Genomic DNA, 22,411 nt, shown 5'->3' on the forward strand with positions numbered 1-22,411 from the left:
TCCGGCTCAGAGCCCGAGGATGCCGCGGCTGATGATCTGGCGCTGGATCTCGTTGGACCCGCCGTAGATCGACGCCTTGCGGAGGTTGAGGTAGATCGGCGTGCTGCGGCGGTACCAGTCCAGCGTGGCGTCACCCTCGCCCGAGGCGAGGGTGGCCGGCCCGCCGAGGTCGATGACGAGCTCGCTGACCGCCTGCTGCAGCTCGGTGCCCTTGAGCTTGAGCACCGACGACGCCGGGTGGGGCTCGCCGCCGGCCGAGTGGGCCGCGACGCGCAGCGCGGTGAGCTCGAGCGCGAGCAGCTCGTTCTCGAGCTCGACGACCCGCGCCCGGAACAGCGGGTCGGCCGCGATCAGGTCGGCGGCGCGCTCCTTGGCCCGGGCCAGCACCCGCTTGGTGGCGCCCACCGGTGCCACGCCCACACGCTCGTTGCCGAGCAGGAACTTGGCCTGGGTCCAGCCGCTGTTGAGCTCACCGACCATGTTCCCCGCCGGCACCCGCACGTCGTCGAACCACACCTCGTTGACCTCGTAGCCCCCGTCGATCAGCTCGATCGGCCGCACCTCGACGCCCTCGGACCGCATGTCGATGAGCAGCATCGAGATCCCGGCCTGCTTCTTGACCTCGGGGTCGGTGCGCACGAGCGTGAAGATCCAGTCGCCGTACTGGCCCAGCGTCGTCCAGGTCTTCTGACCGTTGACCACCCAGTGGTCGCCGTCGAGGACGGCGGTGGTCCGCAGGCTCGCCAGGTCGGACCCGGCGTCGGGCTCGGAGAAGCCCTGGCTCCAGAAGATGTCGACGTTGGCGGTCTTGGGCAGGAACTCCTCCTTCTGCTCCTGGGTGCCGAACTGGGCGATGACCGGGCCGATCATGCTGGCGTTGAACGCCAGCGGCGTCGGCACGCACGCGGCCTGCATCTCCTCGTGCCAGATGTGGCGCTGCAGCTCGGTCCAGCCCCGGCCACCCCACTCCTCGGGCCAGTGCGGTACGGCGAGGCCGGCCGCGTTGAGGGTCCGCTGGCTCTCGACGATCTGGTCACGGGACAGCTCGCGCCCCTCGGCCACCGTGCGGCGGATCTCCTCGGGCACCTGGGTGGTGAAGAACTCGCGCATCTCCTCGCGGAACTTCTGGTCCTCCTCGGACAGGGCGAGCTGCATGCGGGCCTCCTGGATCGGCGATCTGTGGCAGGTGGGGACGGTCACACCCATCTAACTCGCCAGTAGCAACGGCCCGCCAGGGGCCCGTCAACAAGCCTGATCGGCGCGGACGTGGAGCACACCCACCACGCCGCGGTGGTCGGAGGCACCTCGGGGGGTCAGGCGGGCCCATCGCGGCACGGCGCGCTCGAAGTAGAGGTAGTCGATGCGCTCGGTGCGCGAGAAGTTGGTCGGTCCGGGCCGGCCGACCACCTCGCGCCACAGGTCGCGCAGGTGGGTGCGCAGCACCCGGTCCTCGGGCGAGCCGGGCCCGGCGTTCATGTCGCCGCCGACCACGGTGGCGCACGCGGGGTCGCCGACCAGCGCGGACACCCGGGTCGCCTGGCGCAGGGTCCCGCGGCCGGGGTTGAGGTGCGTCGTCCACACGTCGAGGCCGCCCACGCGCGTCGACAGCCGGACCCGCATCGCGCCCCGGGCCCGGGTGCCGGGCGGGGTGAAGAGGTCGTGGCGCCGCACCTGGGTGATCGGGAAGCGCGACAGCACCGCGTCGCCGCGGCTGCCGAACCGGGTGCGGCTGTTGGCGTCGTACACCGCGGTCATGCCGAGGCGGCGGGCCAGGTGGCGGGGCTGGTGGATCCCGCCCGTGCTCCGGCGGTCGTCCACCTCGTTGAGCAGCACCACCTGCGCGCCGCTGCGGGCGATGTCGGCCGCGACGCGGTTGATGCCGCCCGAGCCGTAGCGGATGTTGTACTGCAGGAACCGCACCCGCAGCGGCTCGGTCGCTGCCCGTCCGCTCCGGTCGGGAGCCACGTGCGCGGTGGCGACCGCACCACCGGTGGCCCGCGCGGGCACCTCCACGAGGGCGGTGCCGGCCAGGCAGAGCACGGCGACGAGTGCGACCGTGCGGAGCGGGGACGACCAGGACGAGCGTGTGTGACGGAGCATGCCTCAGGTGTAGCCCGCGCTCGTGAGAGCCGTTCTCATCTTTGCGGGCTGCCGGTCAGCAGCCCCGTGCCGGGGAGAGGTCGAACACGCCGAGGACGGCGTGGTGGTCGGAGCTGCGCAGCGGCTCCACCCGGATCGAGAGCGGGGTCGCGTCGGTGTAGTAGAGGTAGTCGATCCGCTCGATGCCCTGGTAGTTGGTGTATCCCGGGCCCCGACCCACCGCCCGCCACGCGTCACGCAGCGAGTTGCGGCGCAGCGCCTCGTCGACGGGCGTGCCCGGCCCGTCGTTCATGTCGCCGCCGACGATGGTGGTGCAGCCGGGATCGCCGACGGTCTCGGCCACCCGCTCAGCCTGCGGGACGGTGCCGGCACCGGGGTTGAGGTGGGTCGTCCACACCTCCAGGCGCGTCGTCGGGGTCGTCACCAGCACCCGCATCAGGCCCCGGGGCTGGGTGTCGGCGGGCCACGGGAGGTCGTGGCGCACGGGCCGGGACAGCGGGTACGTCGACAGCACGGCGTTGCCGCGCGAGCCCTGCGGGGTGCGGCTGTTGGCGTCGTACTCCCAGGTCATCCCGAGCCGGCGGGCCAGGCGACGCACCTGGTGGACGCCGCCGGTGCGGGTCTGGTCGTCCACCTCGTTGAGCAGCACGACGTCGGGGCGCGCGAGCCGGATGTCGCTCAGGACGCCGTCGAGACCCACGGAGCCGTAGCGGATGTTGTACTGCAGGACCCGCAGGCGCAGCGGCGGGGCCGGCGGCGCGACCCGAGGCCGGTCGACGTGGCGCACCGGGGCGACCGAGGTGGCGGCGGTGGTCGTGGTGGCGGGCACGGGGGGGACGGTCCCCCGGGACCGGGGGTCGGCCGTGGGCCCGCACGCCGCGAGGACGGCGACGACGGCTGCCAGGACGGCGACCAGGACGACGGGGCGGACGGCTGCGGAGGGGGCGGGACGACGGTGCGCGTCGGTCATGCCCGAGGTCTATCGAGTCCAGGATGCGGGGGACCGCCGACGCCGTGGCCGGTGGCCGTCCAGTCGTCGACGGGCAGAGGTCCGGCAGCCCACGCGGCGGCGGACGGACGTCGGACGGTCGGTGACCAGCGGATGACCGGCAGGTCCGTGGTCCGACCTGGCGGCGGAAAGCCGGTGCGCCGGAGCCCGGTCGTGCCGGATGATGGTCGCTCGTGGGACATGTGGACGTGAGCGGGATCAGGTACGAGCTCCCCGACGGGCGGGTGCTGCTCGACGACGTGTCGTTCCGGGTGGGGGAGGGCGCCAAGGTCGCGCTGGTCGGGGCCAACGGCGCCGGCAAGACGACGTTGCTGCGCATCGTCACCGGCGACCTCCAGCCCCACGCCGGCGCGGTCACCCGCAGCGGCGGGCTCGGCGTGATGCGCCAGGACGTCAAGGCCGGTCTGGGGGCCGACGGTGCGGAGCCCACGGTGGCCGACCTGCTGCTCAGCGTCAGCCCGGCACGCATCCGCGAGGCTGCCGGCCAGGTCGACCGGTGCGAGCTCGCGCTGATGGAGACCGACGACGAGAAGACGCAGATGCGCTACGCCGAGGCCCTGCACGAGTACGCCGACGCGGGCGGCTACGACCTCGAGGTCACCTGGGACGTGTGCACGATCAAGGCGCTCGGCGTGTCCTACGACCGCGCGAAGTACCGCGAGCTGCGCACGCTCTCCGGCGGTGAGCAGAAGCGGCTGGTGCTGGAGTACCTGCTCGCCGGCCCCGACGAGGTGCTGCTGCTCGACGAGCCCGACAACTACCTCGACGTACCCGGCAAGATCTGGCTCGAGGACCGCATCCGCGCCTCGGACAAGACCATCCTGTTCATCAGCCACGACCGCGAGCTGCTCGACAACACCGCCACGCACGTCGTGACCGTCGAGCTCGGCCACGCCGGCAACCTGGTGTGGACCCACGTCGGCGGGTTCGCCAGCTACCACGCGGCGCGCAAGGACCGGTTCGCGCGCTTCGAGGAGATGCGCAGGCGCTGGGACGAGGAGCACGCCAAGATCAAGGCCCTCGTGCTGCGGATGAAGATCAAGTCGGAGTACAACGACGGGATGGCCAGCCAGTACAAGGCCGCCCAGACCCGGCTCCGCAAGTTCGAGGAGATCGGGGCGCCCACCGAGCAGCCGCGCGAGCAGCAGGTCTCGATGCGGCTCAAGGGCGGCCGCACCGGCAAGCGTGCCGTCGTCTGCACCGACCTCGAGCTCAGCGGGCTGATGCGGCCCTTCGACCTCGAGGTCTGGTACGGCGAGCGGGTCGCCGTCCTGGGGTCCAACGGCTCCGGCAAGTCCCACTTCCTGCGCCTGCTGGCCGCCGGCGGCAGCGACCCCGACGTCGAGCACCAGCCGGTCGGCGACCTGCGGATCGAGCCGGTCCACCACCGGGGCAAGGCCAAGCTCGGCGCCCGCGTGCGCCCGGGCTGGTTCGTGCAGACCCACGAGCACCCCGAGCTGACGGGCCGCACCCTGGTCGAGATCCTGCACCGCGGCGACGGCCGGGCCGACGGCATCGGGCGCGCCGGGATGGGCCGCGAGCAGGCCAGCCGGGTCCTCGACCGCTACGAGCTCAGCGCCCAGGCCGAGCAGAAGTTCGAGTCGCTGAGCGGCGGTCAGCAGGCCAGGTTCCAGATCCTGCTGCTCGAGCTCAGCGGCGCGACCCTGCTGCTGCTCGACGAGCCGACCGACAACCTCGACGTGCAGAGCGCGGAGGCGCTCGAGGAGGGGCTGGAGGCGTTCGAGGGCACGGTGCTCGCGGTGACCCACGACCGCTGGTTCGCCCGCGGCTTCGACCGGTTCCTCGTCTACGGCGCCGCCGGGGAGGTCTACGAGTCCGACGGCCCGGTCTGGGACGAGGGACGGGTCGTGCGGACGCGATGAGCAGCCTGGAGATCAGCGACCTCGACCCGCACGACGAGGCGGGCCTCGCCGCCTGGTACGACGCCTACCGCGCCGCCGCCGAGGCCGCCGTCGGCGTCGCGGAGGCGGGGGTGCACTCGCTGGCCGAGACCCGAGTGCAGTGGCAGCAGCCCACGTCCGACGAGCGCAAGCTCGGGCTGGTCGGGCGGGTCGACGGCGAGGTCGTCGCCATCGGCGCGGTCGACCTCCCCCTGCGGGACAACCTGACCAGTGCCCACGTCGAGGTGGCGGTGGCGCCGGCCCACCAGGGTCGCGGCCACGGGCGGGCGGTGCTGGCCGCGGCGGAGGCGGTCGCGGCGGCCGAGGGGCGCACCCTGCTCGGCGCCGACATCGCCTGGCCCTACGAGCACGGCACCGACGGCACCGGCGCCCGTGGCGTCGCCTTCGCCACCGCGGCGGGCTTCCGGCTCGGGCTCAGCGACGTCCAGCGGTGGCTCGACCTGCCGGTCGACGACGCGCTGCTCGACCGGCTCGCCGCCGAGGCCGCGCCGCACCACGAGGGCTACGCGCTGCGGTCGTGGACCGGCCCCGTGCCCGACGACCTCGCGCCCGGCTGGGTCGAGCTCGACGGCAGCCTGATGACCGAGGCGCCGGTCGGCGACCTCGAGATCGAGCCGCTCGACGCCGACGTCGCCCGGCTGCGCGAGCAGGAGGCGAGCCTCGCCCGCCAGGGCCGCACGGCGTACCACTCGGTCGCGCTCGACGCCGCCGGCACCGTCGTCGCCTACTCGATGATCGTGCAGGGCGGCACCAGCACGGCCTACCAGTGGGGCACCCTCGTGCACCGCGACCACCGCGGCCACCGCCTCGGCCTCGCGGTCAAGGTGGCCAACCAGCGCCTCCTCCAGCGCGAGCGACCCGACGCCGTCCGCGTCGCCACCTGGAACGCCGAGGTCAACGACCACATGATCGGCGTCAACGAGCTGCTCGGCTTCCGCCCCGTCTCCCGTCTCGGCGAGTTCCAGAAGCGCCTCGCCCGCTGACCCGTCGCCACGAGCCGACGGGTCACCGTGAGATCGACGCTGACCCGTCGCAACGAGCCGACGGGTCACCGCGAAATCCGCGCTGACCCGTCGCAACGAGCCGACGGGTCACCGTGAAACCCGCGCTGACCCGTCGTACATGTACGATGGGTCAGCGGAAAATGAGCGTCGACCCGTCGTACATGTACGACGGGTCGGCGTGCGGGCCACGCCGACGGCCGCTGGTCGAGAGATGACCGGCGGCCGCCGGGGGTTGCCCTCCCCAGGGCAGCTCGGGGGTCCGGGTCAGGGCGTGGCGCCCGCGTCGGAGTCGAGGGTGAGGGAGACGGTGTCCTCGCGGCCGTCCCGCTCGTAGGTGAGGGTGACCTCGTCGCCGGGACGGTAGGACCGCACCGTGGCGATCAGCGAGTCCGACCCGGTGATCAGGGTGTCGTCGACCTGGGTGATGACGTCGCCGTCCTCGAGCCCGGCCTGGCCGGCGGCCGAGCCGTCGGTGACCTGCGAGACCTGGGCGCCGTCGGTGACCATCGCGCCGTCGGAGGCGGCGACGTCCTGCACCGAGACGCCGATCCGGGCGTGCGTGGGCGTCTCGCCGTCCTTCATCTGCTCCACGACCGGTAGCACCTGGTCGATCGGGATCGCGAAGCCCAGGCCGATCGACCCGGCCTCGCCGCCGCTGGTCGGCGTCGACTGGATGGAGGAGTTGATGCCGATCACGTGGCCGTCGAGGTCGACCAGCGGGCCGCCGCTGTTGCCGGGGTTGATGGCGGCGTCGGTCTGGATCGCCGGGTAGACGGTGGCGTTGCCGCGCTCGTCGGTGCCGACGTCGACGGGGCGGTCCAGGGCGCTGACGATGCCGGAGGTGACCGTGGCGTCGAGCCCGAACGGCGAGCCGATCGCGACGACCTCCTCGCCGACGTCGACCGCGCCGGACTCCCCGATGGTCGCCGGCGTCAGGCCGTCGACGTCCTCGGCCTGGATGACCGCGGTGTCGGTGAGCGGGTCGGTGCCGACGATCTCGGCCGCGGCGTGGCTGCCGTCGGAGAACGACACGGTGATCGCGCCGCCGCCCTCGGCCACCTCGACGACGTGGTTGTTGGTGAGGATCAGCCCGTCGGAGCTGAGGACGATCCCCGAGCCCGACCCCGACCCCGCGCCCCCGCTGACGTCGAGCTTGACCACCGACGGCAGCACCGACGCGGCGACCTGCTCGACCGTGCCCTGGCCCGCCGGCTCGTCCTCGCCGCGGCTGACCACCGGCGAGGCGGTCACGGTCGTGCCGCTGCTCGGGGTGGTCTCGTCACCGTCCAGGGCGTCGTACGCCGCCGCGCCGCCGACACCCGCGCCGCCGCCGACCACCAGCGCGGCCACGACCACCGCCGCCGCGAAGCCGCGCCGTCCGCGCCTCGGGGGCAGCAGCCCGGCCTGCTGCGCGAGCGGCGAGTACGGCGGGGGAGGCGGCGGTGTCTGCGGGTAGTCCTCGAACCGCGGGCCAGGCGTCGGGGGCGGCATCTCGTTCATGTCTCGAGCATGTGCCGCGTCCCTATGACCCGGCTGAGACCGCGCTGGGCAGTGGAGAAGAACCTGGGCGGTCAGGCGATCGGCGCCACGCGCGTCCACGGCGAGGTGTGGTCGCCGCACAACGTGCCGACGAGCACCGACGGCATGCCGGGGATCCGCGTGACCAGCGGCGCGAGGGCGTCGCGCGGCCACGCGAGGGGAGCCAGGTCGCTCTGGAACACCGGCATCATGAGCCGCGTCGTCCACTGGTACCACCGCACGTGCGCCGCGCGCCGCCGGGCGTACGCCGGCAGCGCCGTCGCCAGGTCGGCCCCGGCGCCGAGCGCGTCGGCCAGCACCCAGGCGTCGGCCAGCGCGAGCGAGGTGCCGGTGCCCAGCTGCGGGCTCATCGCGTGGGCGCTGTCGCCCACGAGCGCGGCGGCGTGGCGACCGCTCCCGTCGCCCAGCCGGTACGGCGCCCGGACGACGACGTCGCGGTAGGTCGCCGGCAGCAGCACCTCGACGCGGTCGAGCAGGTCGGCGTACGGGCCGGCGTGGGGCCGGGCCCGGTCGCGCCAGGCCGGCAGCCCGGCCGCGACCGTGGCGGCCATGTCCCGCCGGCGCACCGACCAGAACAGCGACGTCCGGCCCCGACCGGTGGGCAGGACGCCCAGGTAGGTGCTGGTCCCGCTCAGGCACTGGTAGAGCGAGTCGGCGGCGGCCTCGGCGGCGTCGTCGACGATGGCCCAGAGGGCGCCGTACTCGTAGGGCCGGTCGCGCGAGGTCACCCCCATGCTGCGCCGCACCGGCGACCGGGCGCCGTCACACCCCACGACCAGGTCGTACGACGCGACGTCACCGCCCGCCGACTCGACCGTCATCCCGCGCGGGGTCGGCCGGACGCCGGTGACCGCGACGCCGGGCCGGACCGGCACGCCGCGGCGGCGGACGGCGTCGTGGAGCAGCGTGAACAGGTCGCCGCGGTGCACGCCGAGCGCGGGCGCGGAGCCGGGGCGGGCGTCGTACCCGAGGTCGACGAGGCGCCGACCCCCGACCGTGACGATCTCGACACGGCCGACCGGTCGGGACACCGCGCGCAACGGCTCCAGGAGACCCAGCCGTGAGAGCACCTGCTGCCCCATGCCCTGCAGCCAGATCCCGGCGCCGACGGCCCCCGGGTCCTCGGCCTGCTCGAGCACCTCGACGTCGTGACCGGCGTCGGTGAGCAGGCAGGCGAGCGTCGCCCCGCCCATCCCCAGCCCCACGACGCCGACCCGCACCCCCCGATCCAACCAGCAGGTGTCGGTGGTCGGTGGCAGCCTGCGCCGCATGCCCGCCGACGTCGACCAGCGCACCCACTACTGGATCAACACGATCAGCCTCGAGCACGTGCTCCTCGGGGTGGAGGGCGGCTTCACGCAGGCCGACCACGGGCGCGACACGCGGTTGCGGCGGCTGGGCCGCGGCGACGGCATCGCGTTCTACTCCCCGCGCACGGCGATCCGCACCGGTCGGGTGCTGCAGCAGTTCACCGCGCTCGGCGTGGTCGCCGACGACGAGCCCTACCGGGTCGAGGTCGGCGACGTCCGGCCCTGGAGGCGGCGGGTGGAGTTCGAGCAGGTGGCGCCGGTGCCGGTCCGGCCGCTGCTGCCGGTGCTCGGGTTCGTCGACGACGAGGAGCGGTGGGGGTTGCCGTTCCGGCGCGGCCTGTTCGAGGTCGCGGCGGGCGACTTCGCCGCGATTGCCGGGGCCATGCGCGACGCGGCCGATGAGTCGGGACGGGTGATCGGGTCGGGGTCACCATGAGCAACGCGCGTCTGGTGCCCGTCGGCGACGTCGAGCTGTGCGTCGAGTCCTTCGGCGACCCGGCCGACCCCACCGTCCTGCTGCTCTCCGGTGCCGCCGCGTCGATGGACTGGTGGCCGGCCGACCTCTGCGGGCGGCTCGCGGCGGGTGGTCGGCACGTCGTCCGCTACGACCACCGCGACACCGGCCGGTCGACCACCGACCCGCCCGGCCGGCCGTCCTACGACGCCAGCGCGCTCGACCGCGACGCCGCCGCGCTCGTCGGGGCGCTCGGCGTGGGGCCGGCCCACCTGGTCGGGGTCTCGATGGGCGGCGGCATCGCCCAGGGCCTCGCCCTGCAGCACCCCCACCTGGTCGCGTCCCTGACCCTGGTCGCCACCAGTCCGGTCGGCGGTGTCGACGGCGTCGACGGCGTCGACGGCTCGGCGCTGCCCGGCCCCGCGCCGGTGGCGGCGGCGTACTTCGCGTCCCCGCCGCCCGAGCCCGACTGGGGCGACCGCGAGCAGGTCGTCGGCTGGCTCCTCGCCGGCGAGCAGGCGTTCGCCGGCCCGCTCGGCGTCGACGCCGACGACGCGCGCGCCGCCGCCGGCGCGGCGTACGACCGCAGCACCGACGTCGCCGCGGCCGGCAACCACTGGATCGCGGTCGGCGCGGGCGACGACGACGGGCCCGCGCTCGACGTCCGCGAGATCAGGGCTCCGACGCTGGTGGTGCACGGCAGCCACGACCCGATGTTCCCCCTCGCCCACGGCGAGGCGCTGGCGGCGAGCATCCCGGGTGCCCGGCTGCTGGTGGTGGACGGCATGGGCCACCAGGTGCCGCCCCGGTCGACGTGGGAGGCGGTGGTGCCGGCGGTGGTCGCGCACACCTCGCGCTGACCCGCCATGCTTGCCCGATGACCACCGCCCGCCTGGTGCCCGTCACCACCGAGATGGACGGCGAGGAGCTCGACGCCGAGGACGCCTGGCACCTGGTGCGCCGCCACGGGGTCCGCACCGTGCTCACCGGCGCCTTCGTCCGGTTCCGCTACGGCGACGGCTTCACCAACAGCCGGGCCCTGGCCCTGCAGACCTGCCTCGGTGTCGTGCCCTTCCTGCTGGCGGCGACCGGCCTCGCGGCCGACGTCGACGACTCCCGGTGGTCGCGCGTGGTGGCGCGGACCGTCCAGGCGGTGACCCCCGGCGGGGACGACGACGACGCGCTGGCCGGCGCCGTTGCGGGCGGGTCGGAGCGCAGCGGCGAGGTGGCGCTGGTGCTCGGCCTGCTGCTCGCCCTGGTCACGATGGCCACCGCGATGGCGCAGGTCGAGCGGGGGAGCAACCGGATCTACGGCATCCGCCGCGACCGCCCGGCCCTGGCGAAGTACGGCCGTGCCGCGGTGTTCACGGCGGTGCTGGCGCTGCCCGTGGGCGCGGGCTTCTTCCTGCTGGTCGCCGGCGACGCGTTCGGCGACGCGATGGTGGCCGAGTACGGCTGGTCCGACACCGCGCAGACGACGTGGGCCTTCGCCCGCTGGCCGGCCGGGCTGCTGCTGCTCGTGGTGACCGTCGCGGTGCTGCTCGACCACGCGCCACGCCGCCGGCAGCCGGCCCTGTCGTGGCTGGCACTCGGCGCCGTCGTGGCGGTGGCGCTGAGCATGGCGGCCGCCGGCGGGCTCGCGCTCTACGTCAAGCTGAGCGCGTCGTTCGACAGCACCTACGGCCCGCTCGCCGGCATCGTGGCGCTGCTGCTGTGGAGCCTGATGTCGTCGATCTCGCTGCTCTTCGGGGTCGCGGTGTGCGCCCAGCTCGAGGCGCTGCGCGCCAACCTGCCGGAGCCGGCGGAGCCCGACCCGGGGCGCCCCCAAGAGACCCTGGTCGAGGACTGAACCCCGGGTGCGTGCAGATCTGAGACGTCGTCGCCGCCTGTTCACCTGCGTTCGGAAGAGTCCGCCGCCGTGCCCCACGAGACCCACCACCACCACGAGGACGAGGTGTCCGGCGTGACCGTCGACCCGCTGCGCCGGGGCGCCTGGGCTCCGGCGCCGCGCACGCTGGTGCAGATCTTCCGCGCGACCGCGGCGCAGGCGGCCGACGAGCCCGCCGTCGACGCCGGCACCGGAGTGATGACCTACGCCGAGCTCGAGGAGGAGGCCGACGGCCTGGCCGCCGAGCTGGCCGCCCTCGGCGTGGGTCCGGGCGACAAGGTGGGTGTCCGGGTCCCGTCGGGCACGACCGACCTGTACGTCGCGATCATCGGCATCCTGCTGGCCGGGGCGGCGTACGTGCCGGTCGACGCCGACGACCCCGACGAGCGGGCCCGGCTCGTCTTCGACGAGGCCGACGTGGCGGCCGTCGTCGGCGCCGACCGGGCGATCGCCGCCCGCCGCCGTACCGACCCCGTCGAGCCGTCCGACCCGGGTCTCGACGACGACGCGTGGGTCATCTTCACCTCGGGATCGACCGGCAAGCCCAAGGGCGTGGCGGTGACGCACCGCTCGGGCGCGGCGTTCGTCGACGCGGAGTCGCGGATGTTCTGCCAGGACCAGCCGCTCGGCGTGGGCGACCGGGTGATGGCCGGGTTGTCGGTGGCGTTCGACGCCAGCTGCGAGGAGATGTGGCTCGCCTGGCGCTACGGCGCGTGCCTGGTGCCGGCGCCGCGGGCGCTGGTGCGCAGCGGCATCGACGTCGGGCCCTGGCTGGTGGCCAACGGGGTCACGGTCGTCTCGACCGTGCCGACCCTGGTGGCGCTGTGGCCGGCGGAGGCGCTGGCCGCGGTCCGGCTGCTGATCATGGGCGGGGAGGCCTGCCCGCCCGAGCTCGCCGCCCGGCTGGTCGCGCCCGGCCGCGAGGTGTGGAACACCTACGGCCCGACGGAGGCCACGGTGGTCGCCTGCGGCACCGAGCTCACCGGGGAGGGGCCGGTGCGGATCGGGCTGCCCCTCGACGGTTGGGACCTGGCCGTCGTCGACGCCGAGGACCGGCCCGTCGCCGCGGGCGAGACCGGGCAGCTGATCATCGGCGGCGTCGGGCTCGCGCGCTACCTCGACCCGGTCAAGGACGCCGAGAAGTACGCGCCGATGCCCACCCTCGGCTGGGACCGCGCCTACCGCAGCGGCGACCTCGTGGTCAACGACCCCGCCGGCCTGCTGTTCGGCGGTCGCGCCGACGACCAGGTCAAGCTCGGCGGACGCCGGATCGAGCTCGGCGAGGTCGACAGCGCGCTGCTGGGTCTGCCCGGCGTCCACGGCGCCGCGGCCGCGGTCCGCAAGAGCCGCGCCGGCAACAGCCTGCTCGTCGGCTACGTCGCCGTCGACGACACCTTCGACCAGACCGCCGCGCTGGCGAGCCTGCGCGCGACCATGCCGGCCGCGCTGGTGCCGCGGCTCGCGGTGGTCGACACGCTGCCGACCCGCACCTCCGGCAAGGTCGACCGCGACGCCCTGCCGTGGCCGCTGCCGCGCGCCGCGGTCCCCGCGGCGGGGCTCGGAGAGACCGCGCAGTGGGTGGCCACGCTGTGGCTCGACGTCCTCGGCGCCGCGGTCGACACCCCCGACGCCGACTTCTTCGATCTCGGCGGCGGCAGCCTCACCGCCGCCCAGATCGTCTCCCGGCTGCGCGAGCGCCACCCCGAGGTCGTGGTGGGTGACGTCTACGAGCACCCCACCCTCGGCGGGCTCGCCGCCCACCTCGACGCCTCGACGTCGTCCGGCGACGGCCCGGCCAGTGACCGCAGCGTGCGCCCCACCCCGCTGAAGACCCAGGCGGCGCAGGTCGTCGCGACGGTGCTGGTGCGCTGCCTGGCCGCCCCGCGCTGGGTCTTCTGGGTGGGCCTGACGAGCCTGCTGCTCGGGTCGCTCGACGGGCTGCGCTGGCTGCCCGACCCGCCGGTGTGGCTGCTGGTGGTCCTCGGGGCGTTGTTCGTCCTCCCGCCCGGTCGGATGGTCGTCGCCGCGGGCGCGGTGCGCCTGCTGCTGCTCCCGGTCGAGCCGGGGGAGCACCCGCGCGGCGGCAAGACCCACCTGCGGCTGTGGCTGGCCGGTCACGTCGCCGACGAGCTCGGCGCCACCGGGCTGGCCGGAGCACCGTTGATGACCTGGTACGCCCGGCTCCTCGGCGCCCGGATCGGTCGCGACGTCGACCTGCACTCCGTCCCGCCGGTCACCGGCCTGCTCACCCTGGGCCGGGGCTGCTCGATCGAGCCCGAGGTCGACCTGACCGGCTACTGGGTCGACGGCGACGTGCTGCACCTCGGCGAGGTCCGGGTCGACGCCCGCGCCCGCGTCGGTGCGCGGTCGATGCTCTGCCCCGGTGCCCACGTCGGCGCCGACGCCGAGGTCGCGCCGGGCTCCTCGGTCTTCGGCACCGTGCCCGCGGGCGAGTTCTGGTCGGGGTCGCCGGCGGTCCGCACCGCCGACGACGCCCGCGGCCCCTGGTCCGACCGGCCGGCCGCCAGCCGGGCCTGGGTCGGGGCCTACGTCGTCACGGCGGCCACCCTGGCCGCGCTCCCGCTGGTCTCGGTCCTGGTCGGCGCGCTCCCGCCGCTCCTGCTGGCCGACCGTCCCGGCGACCCGGCCGACGTCCTGGGGCTGCTGGTGTGGCTGCCGGTCTCGACCGTGCTCGGCCTGGTGACGCTCGCCGCCCTGGTGCTGGGCGTCGTCCGCGTGGCCGGTCGTGCCGTCGTCACCGGCGTGCACCCGGTGCGCAGCCGCTCCGCCCTCGCGGTCTGGGCGACGATGCGGGTGCTCGACGACGCCCGCACCTGGCTGTTCCCGCTCTACTCCTCGACCCTCACCCCCGTGTGGCTGCGGCTGCTCGGGGCCCGGATCGGCAAGGACGTCGAGGCCTCGACCGTGCTGATGATCCCGTCGCTGACCCAGGTCAACGACGAGGCGTTCCTCGCCGACGACACCCTGATCGGCGGCTACGAGCTCGGGGGCGGCTGGCTGCGGGTGGAGCGGGTCAAGATCGGCAAGCGGGCCTTCGTCGGCAACTCCGGGATGGCCGCGCCCGGCCGCCGGGTGCCCAAGGCGTCGCTGGTGGCCGTGCTCTCGGCCGCGCCCCGGCGGCGTGCGGCGGGCAAGGGGGAGTCCTACCTCGGCAGCCCGCCGGCACCCCTGCGCCGTACGGCGGACGCCTCGGCCGACCACCGCACGTTCGACCCCCCGACGCGGCTGCGCGTCTACCGGGCGCTCGTCGAGGTCTGCCGCCTGGTGCCGCTGATGGTCTCGTTCGCGCTGAGCGGCGTGGTCGCCGTGGCGCTGCTCGGCCTGCTCGACGGGCCGGGAGCGCTGGTCGCGCTGCTGCTGGCCGGGCCGCTGCTCGTCGGCGCCGGCCTCGCGGCCGCCCTGGTCACGGTCGCGGCCAAGTGGGTGCTCGTCGGCCGGCTGCGCCCGGGCAGCCACCCGCTCTGGAGCGGCTTCGTCTGGCGCAACGAGCTCGCCGACACCTTCGTCGAGGTGGTCGCGGCGCCGTGGTTCGCCCGGGCCGCCAGCGGCACCCCGCTGCTCAACGCGTGGTTCCGGTTGATGGGCGCCACCATCGGGCGCGGCGTGTGGTGCGAGAGCTACTGGCTGCCCGAGCCCGACCTGGTCGAGCTCGGTGACGGCGCCACGGTCAACCAGGGCAGCGTGGTGCAGACGCACCTGTTCCACGACCGTCGGTTCGCCAAGGACGTCGTCGCCCTCAAGCGCGGCGCGACCCTCGGTCCCAACAGCGTCATCCTGCCCGCGGCGACGCTCGGACGGCACGCTACGGTCGGCCCCGTGTCGTTGGTGATGAGGGGCGAGTCGGTGCCCGACAAGACCGCCTGGATCGGCAACCCGATCGGTCCCTGGGCCGACAGGTGAGCAACGGTCTCCCCACCGCCGACCCCTACCTCCCCGGGCACGGCGACCCGTCCTGGAGCGCCGAGCACTACGACCTCGACCTCGACTACGACCTGGTCCGCAACCACCTGCGCGGCCAGGCCACCCTCCGCTGCCGCGCGGTCGAGGACTGCGCCCGCGTCGTGCTCGACCTGGCCGACCTGCGGGTCAGCAAGGTGCTGGTCGACGGCAAGCAGCCGGCGCGGTACGCCGCCCGCGGCGACCGCCTCGTCGTCACGCCCAAGCAGGCGCTGGACGCCGGGCAGGCCTTCGAGCTGCGGATCACCTACGCCGGCAACCCGCGCCCGCTCGTCGACAAGCACCACGGTGAGGCCGGCTGGGAGGAGCTCACCGACGGGGTCATCGTCGCCGGGCAGCCGCACGGTGCCCCGACCTGGTTCCCCTGCAACGACCGTCCCGACGACAAGGCGTCCTACCGCATCGCGGTCGCCGCCCCCCACGACTACACCGTCGTCGCCAACGGGGTGCAGGCCGCGCGCCGGCGTGGCTCGAGCGCGACCACGTGGGTCTTCGAGCAGGCCGAGCCGATGGCGACGTACCTGGCCACGGTGCAGATCGGCCGCTACGACGTCCGCGACCTCGGCTTCGAACCGCCGCTCCGGGCCGCGGTGCCGGCCGACGCGGGGGAGGGGTTCGAGGCGGCGTTCGGGCGCAACGCCGACATGCTCGCGACCTTCGCCGAGCTGTTCGGGCCCTACCCGTTCCCGACGTACGCCGTCGTCGTCACCGACGACGACCTCGAGATCCCGCTGGAGTCTCAGAGCCTCTCGACGTTCGGGCGCAACTTCATGACCGGCGACTGGGACTCGGTGCGGCTGGTCGCGCACGAGCTCGCCCACCAGTGGTTCGGCAACGCGGTCACGCTCCGGCGCTGGCAGGACATCTGGCTCCACGAGGGGTTCGCCTGCTACAGCGAGTGGATCTGGTCGGAGTCCTCCGGCGGCGACACCGCCGACGAGTGGGCCGCGCACCACCACGAGCGGCTCTCCGGGCTCGACCAGGACCTCCTGCTCGCCGACCCCGGTCCGGCCCTGATGTTCGACGACCGCGTCTACAAGCGGGGCGCACTGACCCTGCACGCACTGCGCCGCACCGTCGGCGACGACGCCTTCTTCGACCTCCTCCGCGCCTGGGTCGCCACGCACTCCGGCGGCAACGTCACCACCGCCGACTTCGTCTCGATGGCCGTCGAGCGCACCGGCCACGACCTCGCCGACCTGTTCGTGGCCTGGCTGCACCGCACGGCGCTGCCCGACCTGCCCTGACCTGAGACGCCGGACCCCACGGGGTCAGCGCATGTTCGCCCGGAACATCGTCAGCAGCCGGTGGGCCGAGCTCGTCGACCTGCCGGGCCCGGGACCCGAGCCCTCCTGCAGGAACGGGTCGAACCCGTCGGTCGCACGGGCCTCCTCCGCGCTGAGGTGCCGGAACCCCATCGACCAGTCCGGGAACTCCCGCTCCTCGGTCGGCTCCCGCAGCAACGGCAGCACGCCCCGGTGGCGCGGGTCGGCGCTGATCTTGGCGAAGGTGGCCTCGACCGCCTCGTCGGGACCCTCGAGGGTCTGGATGATGTTGCCGCCGCTGTACAGCAGCAACCCGGTCAGCCCCCGCGCCTCGTTCAGGGGACGCCAGGCGGCGAGCATCTCGCGCAGCCGGGGGACCTCGAGCAGCTCGGTCGCCGAGCTGACGTACGTGAGGGACAGCATCAGACCCAGCTCCAGGTGACGGGGGTGCGGGACGCCAGGCTATCGAGTGCCCGGACCCGCCGGTCCTCGGCGGGTGGCACGATGCGCGGGTGTCCGACTCGCCCCCGCCGTACCCGCCCCCGCCGCCCTCGCCACCTCCCGGCCCACCGGCGTCGTCGTCACCATCACGGCTCGGCTGGTACGTCGCCGGCGCGGCGCTCGTCCTGGTCCTCGCGACCGGCGGTGCCGTCCTCGCCCTCGGCGGCGGTGACGCGGGCACCGTCGAGGAGGTCGCCGACCAGGCGGTCGAGGCCGCCGCCGACCTCGACGTCGGTGCCGGCATCGACCTGCTGTGCACCGCGCCCACCGAGGAGCAGCGCCAGGAGCTCGAGGACCTCATCGCCGAGGGCCGGGACGCGAGCGGCAGCGACGACCCCGAGGTCGACTACGAGGTCAGCGACGTGGAGGGCGAGCAGACCGGCAGCTTCCGGGTGCGGGCGACCAGCGACGAGACGGGGCTCGAGGGCCGGGAGCTCGACGTGGTCGTCCTGGTCGAGGAGGACGACGGCCGCTCGTGCATCGCCGGGCTCGAGGACGGGGACACCGTCGGCGAGGACACGGATTGACCTTCCGGGTCGCGGCGGCCGGTTGCGTCGCGGTCGCTGCCCTGACGGCGTACGTCGTGCTCGCGAGCGGCGCCGACGTCGTCGGCCTGGCCGGCTGGCTGGGCAGCCACGGCCAGCCGGTGTACGCCGCCTGGCTGGTGTGGGTGGTCGCCGCACCCCTGGTGCTCGCCGGCACCGCGCTCGCCGCCCGGCGGACGCCGTGGCCGTGGGTGGTCGCCGTCACCGTCCAGCTGGCGAGCCTGGTGGCCGCGCAGGCCCGGCTCGGCCACCTCGTCGACGCGTGGTCGTGGGCGGTGGTGGCCGGGGCGGTGGTCCTCGGTCTGGTCTCGATCGTCAGCGTGGTCGACCACCGCTCCAGCGTGGTCGCGAACCCTCAGTGGAGGGTGGGTCGGTAGACGAGCTCCTGGGTGCGGCCGTCGAGCGTCCTGCACTCGAGGAGCTCCAGGTCATGGTCGCCCGCGCCCCCGAGGACCGGGTCGGTCCCGGTCCTCCCGGTGATGACGGGGAACACCGTCACCTGCACCCGGTCGACGAGACCGGCAGCGAGCAGGGCCCAGTTCAGCGACAGGCTGCCGTGCGAGCGCAGCGGCACGTCGGACTCCTCCTTGAGCCGGGCGACGACGTCGACGGCGTCCCCGCTCGCGACCGTCGCGTCCGGCCAGTCGAGCGGGCCGTCGAGCGTCGAGGACACGACCGTCGTGGGCAGGTTCGTCATCCGGGTCACCCACGGGTCCCGCACCTCGGACTCCGCGCTGCCCGTGGCCAGCATCTGCACGAACTGGCGGAACGTGGTGGCGCCGAGCACCAGCCGCTGCTCCTGGTCGTAGGTCGCCAGGCGGTGGTCGAGCAGCTCGGGACCCTGCTTGCCCCAGTAGCCGCCCCAGTCGCCGCCGGGGCCGTAGGAGCCGTAGCCGTCGAGGCTCGAGAAGACGTCGAACGTGTAGGTCGCGGTCATGGTGCTCCCGGTGGGTGGGGTGGGTGTGGGGGAGAAGACCGCGCCGGCCCGCAGAACTCGTCGCCGGCGGCGCAGACGACGACGTCGGCGGCCGCCTGCGCGGCCGACGTAGGCTCGCGGGCGATGACCCGCCCGGCCTCGCGCACCGCCGCTCGACGACGAGCGGCGGGCTGAACGTGCAACCCAGCCTCTTCGACACCGGCGGGCTCGGCGTCGACCCGACCTTCGCCTCGGCACGCCGGACCCGGCTCGACCGGCACTCGTGGGTCGAGCACGTGCCGGGCTGGTTGACGGGTTCGGGCGAGCTCCTCGACCACCTCCTCGCCGTCAGCGGGTGGGAGCAGCGCGAGCGCCGGATGCCGACGGGCACGGTGCCGGAGCCGCGGCTGACGATCGACGTGCCCGACCTCCGGGACGCGCCGCACCCGATGCTGCGCACGATCGCGGAGACCCTGTCGGAGCACTACGCGGTCGACTACGACGGCCTCTGGATGAACCTCTACCGCGACCACCGCGACAGCACCGGCTGGCACGGCGACGCCGCGTCGTGCCGCCGCCCGGAGTGCACCGTCCCCGTCCTCTCGCTCGGGGCCGACCGGCGGTTCCTGGTCCGCCCGGTCGACGGGGGCGCCAGCACCGCCTTCTCGCCGGTCTCGGGCGACCTCGTCGTGATGGGCGGTCGGTGCCAGCGCGACTGGCGGCACTCGGTCCCGAAGCAGACGCGGAGCACCGGACCCCGGATCAGCGTCAACTACCGGGCCAGCAGCCAGGCACGTCCTGGGTGAACGACGTCGCGACCGACGAGACACCGCCCAAGGGGTGGTGACCCCGGCGCCTCGGGCGATGAGGATCTCCGACCATGGCCGACCGTTCGCTCCGTCTGGCGATCCTGTCCTCGCGCGACCTGGTGGCCCACGGCCTGCGCGGCATGCTGGCCGGCCTCCCGGTCCCGGTCCGGTTCACCGACACCCTCGACGCCTCCTCCCCGGTCGACGTCGTCATCGTCGATGCCACCGGGACCCCCGACGAGGCGGCTCGCGGGCTCGAGCGCGTCACGGCGACCTCCCTGGCCCCCGTCGTCGTGCTCACCTCGCAGGAGTCTGCTCCCGGCTTCGACGCCTGGCGCCGGAAGGTCCACGCCTTCCTCACGGTCTCGGCGACCCGGGTCGAGGTCGTCGAGGTGGTCGCGGCCGCCCTGCGTGCGTCCGCGATCAGCCACGCCCGCCGTGCCCTGGCCGCGCCGCCCACCGCCGCCGGGTTGTCCCCGCGTGAGCGCGAGGTGCTGACCGGCGTGGCGGCCGGCAAGACGAACGTCGACATCGCCGCCGAGCTGTTCCTCGGTGTCAACACCATCAAGACCTACATCCGCACCGCCTACCGCAAGGCCGGCGTCCTCACCAGGCCGCAGGCCGTGATCTGGGCGCTCGCGCACGGTCTCGGCCCCGACGGCGCCGCCGCGGGAGGCCAGGACGAGGACGCCCGCTGGACGGGCACCGAACCGGCCTGAGCGGCACCACCGGTCGTGCGGGGGCCGGCGCGTTGCGGTGTCACTGCTAGAACTGGGCATGGCCACCAACGCGCTCGAACCCCACCCGCTCGTGCGACTGCTCGACACCCCGGCAGCGGACTTCACCTGCGGCCACCTGGTCACGGCGGTGGAGGAGCTCGAGCTGCGCCAGGTGAACCTGCGCTACGTCGGCGGTGACGGGCGGCTGAAGACGATCGCGTTCCCGATCAACTCCCGCGACCACCTCGTCCAGGTGCTCACGCGGGGCGAGCGGGTCGACGGGTCCAGCATCTTCCCGGGCACCGGGGCCGAGACCAGCGACGTCTACATCGTGCCGCGCTACCGCACGGCCTTCCTCAACCCGTTCGGTGAGCGGCCCTCGCTCGACGTCCTGTGCTCCTTCTACGACGAGGACGGCCGGCCCCTGGCCCACGCGCGCGAGCAGATCGTCCGCCGCGCCGCCGAGGCGCTCACCGCGGAGACGGGCCTGGTCCTCGAGGCGTTCGGCGAGCTCGAGTACTACCTCGTCGACGACCTCGACCCGATCTTCCCGGTGGAGGAGGAGCACGGCTACCAGGAGTCCTCGCCGTTCTCCAAGGGCGAGCGGGTGCGCGAGCAGGTGCTCGGCCACCTCTCCGCGATGGGTGTCCAGCTCAAGTACGCCCACGGCGAGGTCGGGAACATCCGCGAGGACGACCGGCAGCTGGTGCAGCACGAGATCGAGTTCTGGCCCGTCCCGGTCGAGCAGGCCGCCGACGCGCTCGTCCTGGCCAAGTGGGTCGTGCGCGAGGTCGCCCACGCGCACGGGCTGGAGGTCACCTTTGCGCCCTCGGTCAGCGGCGAGGGAGCCGGCAGCGGTCTGCACGTGCACAGCCGGCTGGTCCGCGACGGCGCCAGCGCGATCGTCGACGAGGACGGCATCAACGACACCGCTCGACGGTTGATCGCCGGCTACCTGTCGGCGGCCAAGGCCCTGACCGCCTTCGGCAACACCGTGTCGACGTCGTACCTGCGCTTCACCGAGGGCGACGAGTCGCCCGAGGGCATCAGCTGGGGCGAGACCGACCGCACCGGGCTGGTCCGGGTGCCGCTGGCCTGGGTGGGGGACGTGCTGCCCGGCATGGTCGCCCACGCCAACCCCGAGACCTCCGAGCCGGTGCCCGAGCCCGCCGTCCACCCCCAGACGGTCGAGCTGCGGCTGGCTGACGGCTCGGCTGACGTGCACCTGCTCCTGGCCGGGATGGCCGTCGCGGCCAGGCGCGGGCTGGCCGACCCCGACAGCCTCGAGCTCGCCGAGCGGCTGAGCACCGCCGAGCACGACGACTTCGAGCAGCTGCCGGCCTCGTGCTCCGAGGCGGCCGACGCGCTCGAGGGCGACCGCGCGATGTTCGAGGCCGACGGTGTGTTCCCGAGCGAGCTGGTCGACGCGATCCTCGAGCGGCTCCGCGAGGACGAGGACGACGCGCTGGTGAAGAAGGTCGCCAAGGACGACGACGCGCGCGCCGAGCTCGTACGCCGGCACTGGCACGTCGGCTGAGCGGCCCGGGTCAGGCCCCGGCGTCGGTGCCGGCGTCGGTGCCGGTGCTCGTGGCGACGAGCGTGTACAGCACCGGCAGCGGCTCGCCACCGAGCCGCACCCGGAAGCGCCCGTCGTCCTCGCGGGCCAGGACGTCGCCGCGCGGGTCGAACGAGGCGTCGAGGTGCTCGTGCAGGACGTCGACCCGGAGCCCCACGCGGGCCGCCGCGGTGACGACCTCCCCGAGGGAGTGCGCGTAGTTCACGCTGCCGCCGCTGCTCTGCTCGGCCGTGACGCCGGCGTAGGACTCGCTGTCCGCGAACAGGTGCGGCCCGTCGAAGGCGTAGGGGAAGTCGACACTGATCGGGTCGGTCGCGTCCATCATCAGGAAGAGCGGGTGCAGGTCGACCAGGACGAGCCGCCCGCCGGGTCGGAGCGTCGCGCCGACCGACCTCATCCAGGCCTCGAGGTCGGAGATCCAGCAGATCACGCCGATGGTGGCGTAGGCCAGGTCGAACCGCCCGGCCAGGTCGTCGGGCAGCCGCGTCGAGTCCGCCTCGACGTAGTCGACGGCCACCCCGCACCGCGCGGCCAGCTCCCGGGCCCGCTCGAGCGCGACCGGCGAGAAGTCGACGCCCGTCACCCGGGCGCCCTGGCGGGCCAGGCTGACGGCGTCCATGCCGAGGTGGCACTGGACGTGCAGGACGTCGAGCCCGTCGACCGCGCCGACCGCCTCGCGCACGGCGGCCGCCTCGACGTCGCTGAGCGAGGAGGTCCCGGCCCGCAACGCCTCGAGGTCGTAGTAGGCGTCGCCATGGCCGTGCACCGCGGCCAGGCCGTCCCAGTGGCTGACGTTCGCCGCGGTCGGGTCGGCGGTCGGGTCGGTGGTCGGGTCGGTGGTCGGGTCGTCCATGCGGCGAAGCATAGGTCCGCCGC

20 protein-coding genes are annotated in these 22,411 nt (G+C 74.3%); 12 read left to right on the forward strand and 8 right to left on the reverse strand.

Features of this window, described 5'->3' with window-relative positions:
- Window positions 1-6 precede the first annotated feature (6 nt).
- The 3 genes from AC4MBH_RS12290 to AC4MBH_RS12300 form a co-directional block, all read right to left on the reverse strand.
- Window positions 7-1,155 carry an acyl-CoA dehydrogenase family protein gene (locus AC4MBH_RS12290; protein ID WP_491795161.1) on the reverse strand — a complete coding sequence of 383 codons (1,149 nt, stop codon included), beginning with the start codon at window positions 1,153-1,155 and terminating at the stop codon, window positions 7-9.
- Between the two features lie 87 nt (window positions 1,156-1,242).
- Window positions 1,243-2,100 carry an endonuclease/exonuclease/phosphatase family protein gene (locus AC4MBH_RS12295; RefSeq protein ID WP_491795162.1) on the reverse strand — a complete coding sequence of 286 codons (858 nt, stop codon included), beginning with the start codon at window positions 2,098-2,100 and terminating at the stop codon, window positions 1,243-1,245.
- A 55-nt stretch (window positions 2,101-2,155) separates the two neighbouring features.
- Window positions 2,156-3,070, reverse strand: coding sequence for an endonuclease/exonuclease/phosphatase family protein (locus tag AC4MBH_RS12300; RefSeq protein WP_491795163.1), 915 nt, complete (start codon window positions 3,068-3,070; stop codon window positions 2,156-2,158).
- 212 nt (window positions 3,071-3,282) lie between these two features.
- Between AC4MBH_RS12300 and AC4MBH_RS12305 the strand changes: the two genes are divergently transcribed.
- Window positions 3,283-4,992 (forward strand): ABC-F family ATP-binding cassette domain-containing protein, encoded by a 1,710-nt coding sequence (locus tag AC4MBH_RS12305; RefSeq protein ID WP_491795164.1) that lies wholly within the window; start codon window positions 3,283-3,285, stop codon window positions 4,990-4,992.
- On the forward strand, window positions 4,989-6,014 hold the full coding sequence (locus tag AC4MBH_RS12310; protein WP_491795165.1) for a GNAT family N-acetyltransferase: 1,026 nt from the start codon (window positions 4,989-4,991) through the stop codon (window positions 6,012-6,014). Before AC4MBH_RS12305 ends, AC4MBH_RS12310 begins: the two co-directional genes overlap by 4 nt.
- 285 nt (window positions 6,015-6,299) lie before the next feature.
- Here the strand turns inward: AC4MBH_RS12310 and AC4MBH_RS12315 are convergent, their stop codons facing one another.
- Entirely contained in the window at window positions 6,300-7,535 is a 1,236-nt protein-coding gene (locus AC4MBH_RS12315; RefSeq protein ID WP_491795166.1) for a S1C family serine protease, read from the reverse strand.
- A 71-nt stretch (window positions 7,536-7,606) separates the two neighbouring features.
- Window positions 7,607-8,794, reverse strand: coding sequence for an FAD-dependent oxidoreductase (locus AC4MBH_RS12320; protein WP_491795167.1), 1,188 nt, complete (start codon window positions 8,792-8,794; stop codon window positions 7,607-7,609).
- A 49-nt stretch (window positions 8,795-8,843) separates the two neighbouring features.
- On the opposite strand from AC4MBH_RS12320, the gene AC4MBH_RS12325 reads away from it, so the two are divergent.
- The 5 genes from AC4MBH_RS12325 to AC4MBH_RS12345 all read left to right on the forward strand — a co-directional run bounded on the left by AC4MBH_RS12325 (window position 8,844) and on the right by AC4MBH_RS12345 (window position 16,451).
- Window positions 8,844-9,320 carry an EVE domain-containing protein gene (locus tag AC4MBH_RS12325; protein ID WP_491795168.1) on the forward strand — a complete coding sequence of 159 codons (477 nt, stop codon included), beginning with the start codon at window positions 8,844-8,846 and terminating at the stop codon, window positions 9,318-9,320.
- Window positions 9,317-10,198, forward strand: a complete 882-nt coding sequence (locus tag AC4MBH_RS12330) for an alpha/beta fold hydrolase (RefSeq protein ID WP_491795169.1) — start codon at window positions 9,317-9,319, stop codon at window positions 10,196-10,198. Before AC4MBH_RS12325 ends, AC4MBH_RS12330 begins: the two co-directional genes overlap by 4 nt.
- 17 nt (window positions 10,199-10,215) lie before the next feature.
- The gene (locus AC4MBH_RS12335; RefSeq protein WP_491795170.1) at window positions 10,216-11,187 is read left to right on the forward strand and encodes a YihY/virulence factor BrkB family protein; all 972 of its coding nucleotides are present in this window, start codon (window positions 10,216-10,218) and stop codon (window positions 11,185-11,187) included.
- Window positions 11,188-11,256: 69 nt separating this feature from the next.
- Entirely contained in the window at window positions 11,257-15,147 is a 3,891-nt protein-coding gene (locus AC4MBH_RS12340; RefSeq protein WP_491795171.1) for a Pls/PosA family non-ribosomal peptide synthetase, read from the forward strand.
- Entirely contained in the window at window positions 15,144-16,451 is a 1,308-nt protein-coding gene (locus AC4MBH_RS12345) for a M1 family metallopeptidase (RefSeq protein ID WP_491795173.1), read from the forward strand. Before AC4MBH_RS12340 ends, AC4MBH_RS12345 begins: the two co-directional genes overlap by 4 nt.
- A gap of 24 nt (window positions 16,452-16,475) precedes the next feature.
- Here the strand turns inward: AC4MBH_RS12345 and AC4MBH_RS12350 are convergent, their stop codons facing one another.
- Window positions 16,476-16,892, reverse strand: a complete 417-nt coding sequence (locus tag AC4MBH_RS12350; RefSeq protein ID WP_491795174.1) for a BLUF domain-containing protein — start codon at window positions 16,890-16,892, stop codon at window positions 16,476-16,478.
- Window positions 16,893-16,981: 89 nt separating this feature from the next.
- Between AC4MBH_RS12350 and AC4MBH_RS12355 the strand changes: the two genes are divergently transcribed.
- The gene (locus AC4MBH_RS12355; protein WP_491795175.1) at window positions 16,982-17,497 is read left to right on the forward strand and encodes a hypothetical protein; all 516 of its coding nucleotides are present in this window, start codon (window positions 16,982-16,984) and stop codon (window positions 17,495-17,497) included.
- Complete coding sequence (locus AC4MBH_RS12360; protein WP_491795176.1) at window positions 17,494-17,892, forward strand: hypothetical protein; 399 nt, start codon at window positions 17,494-17,496, stop codon at window positions 17,890-17,892. The genes AC4MBH_RS12355 and AC4MBH_RS12360 overlap by 4 nt, the downstream gene beginning before the upstream one ends.
- Here the strand turns inward: AC4MBH_RS12360 and AC4MBH_RS12365 are convergent.
- Window positions 17,871-18,452, reverse strand: coding sequence for a dihydrofolate reductase family protein (locus AC4MBH_RS12365; protein ID WP_491795178.1), 582 nt, complete (start codon window positions 18,450-18,452; stop codon window positions 17,871-17,873). The genes AC4MBH_RS12360 and AC4MBH_RS12365 overlap by 22 nt on opposite strands.
- Before the next feature lie 176 nt (window positions 18,453-18,628).
- Between AC4MBH_RS12365 and AC4MBH_RS12370 the strand changes: the two genes are divergently transcribed.
- From AC4MBH_RS12370 to AC4MBH_RS12380, 3 genes are all read left to right on the forward strand, one after another.
- Complete coding sequence (locus AC4MBH_RS12370) at window positions 18,629-19,237, forward strand: alpha-ketoglutarate-dependent dioxygenase AlkB (protein WP_491795179.1); 609 nt, start codon at window positions 18,629-18,631, stop codon at window positions 19,235-19,237.
- A 74-nt stretch (window positions 19,238-19,311) separates the two neighbouring features.
- Window positions 19,312-19,959, forward strand: a complete 648-nt coding sequence (locus tag AC4MBH_RS12375) for a helix-turn-helix transcriptional regulator (protein ID WP_491795180.1) — start codon at window positions 19,312-19,314, stop codon at window positions 19,957-19,959.
- A gap of 58 nt (window positions 19,960-20,017) precedes the next feature.
- Window positions 20,018-21,496: a glutamine synthetase beta-grasp domain-containing protein gene (locus AC4MBH_RS12380; RefSeq protein ID WP_491795181.1), complete on the forward strand. Its 1,479-nt coding sequence runs from the start codon at window positions 20,018-20,020 to the stop codon at window positions 21,494-21,496.
- A 10-nt stretch (window positions 21,497-21,506) separates the two neighbouring features.
- On the opposite strand, the gene AC4MBH_RS12385 is transcribed toward AC4MBH_RS12380, so the two are convergent.
- Window positions 21,507-22,388 carry a class I SAM-dependent methyltransferase gene (locus AC4MBH_RS12385; protein WP_491795182.1) on the reverse strand — a complete coding sequence of 294 codons (882 nt, stop codon included), beginning with the start codon at window positions 22,386-22,388 and terminating at the stop codon, window positions 21,507-21,509.
- Window positions 22,389-22,411: the final 23 nt, after the last annotated feature.

It is taken from the genome of Nocardioides sp. WJ219, from assembly GCF_058559815.1.

Bases quoted from the DNA above. Each gene is read 5' to 3' on its own strand.
- AC4MBH_RS12300 (WP_491795163.1), bottom strand. From the start codon at position 3,070: ATGACCGACGCGCACCGTCGTCCCGCCCCCTCCGCAGCCGTCCGCCCC.
- AC4MBH_RS12335 (WP_491795170.1), top strand. From the start codon at position 10,216: ATGACCACCGCCCGCCTGGTGCCCGTCACCACCGAGATGGACGGCGAG.
- AC4MBH_RS12375 (WP_491795180.1), top strand. From the start codon at position 19,312: ATGGCCGACCGTTCGCTCCGTCTGGCGATCCTGTCCTCGCGCGACCTG.
- AC4MBH_RS12295 (WP_491795162.1), bottom strand. From the start codon at position 2,100: ATGCTCCGTCACACACGCTCGTCCTGGTCGTCCCCGCTCCGCACGGTC.
- AC4MBH_RS12315 (WP_491795166.1), bottom strand. From the start codon at position 7,535: ATGAACGAGATGCCGCCCCCGACGCCTGGCCCGCGGTTCGAGGACTAC.
- AC4MBH_RS12365 (WP_491795178.1), bottom strand. From the start codon at position 18,452: ATGACCGCGACCTACACGTTCGACGTCTTCTCGAGCCTCGACGGCTAC.
- AC4MBH_RS12310 (WP_491795165.1), top strand. From the start codon at position 4,989: ATGAGCAGCCTGGAGATCAGCGACCTCGACCCGCACGACGAGGCGGGC.
- AC4MBH_RS12290 (WP_491795161.1), bottom strand. From the start codon at position 1,155: ATGCAGCTCGCCCTGTCCGAGGAGGACCAGAAGTTCCGCGAGGAGATG.
- AC4MBH_RS12385 (WP_491795182.1), bottom strand. From the start codon at position 22,388: ATGGACGACCCGACCACCGACCCGACCACCGACCCGACCGCCGACCCG.
- AC4MBH_RS12325 (WP_491795168.1), top strand. From the start codon at position 8,844: ATGCCCGCCGACGTCGACCAGCGCACCCACTACTGGATCAACACGATC.
- AC4MBH_RS12380 (WP_491795181.1), top strand. From the start codon at position 20,018: ATGGCCACCAACGCGCTCGAACCCCACCCGCTCGTGCGACTGCTCGAC.
- AC4MBH_RS12330 (WP_491795169.1), top strand. From the start codon at position 9,317: ATGAGCAACGCGCGTCTGGTGCCCGTCGGCGACGTCGAGCTGTGCGTC.
- AC4MBH_RS12350 (WP_491795174.1), bottom strand. From the start codon at position 16,892: ATGCTGTCCCTCACGTACGTCAGCTCGGCGACCGAGCTGCTCGAGGTC.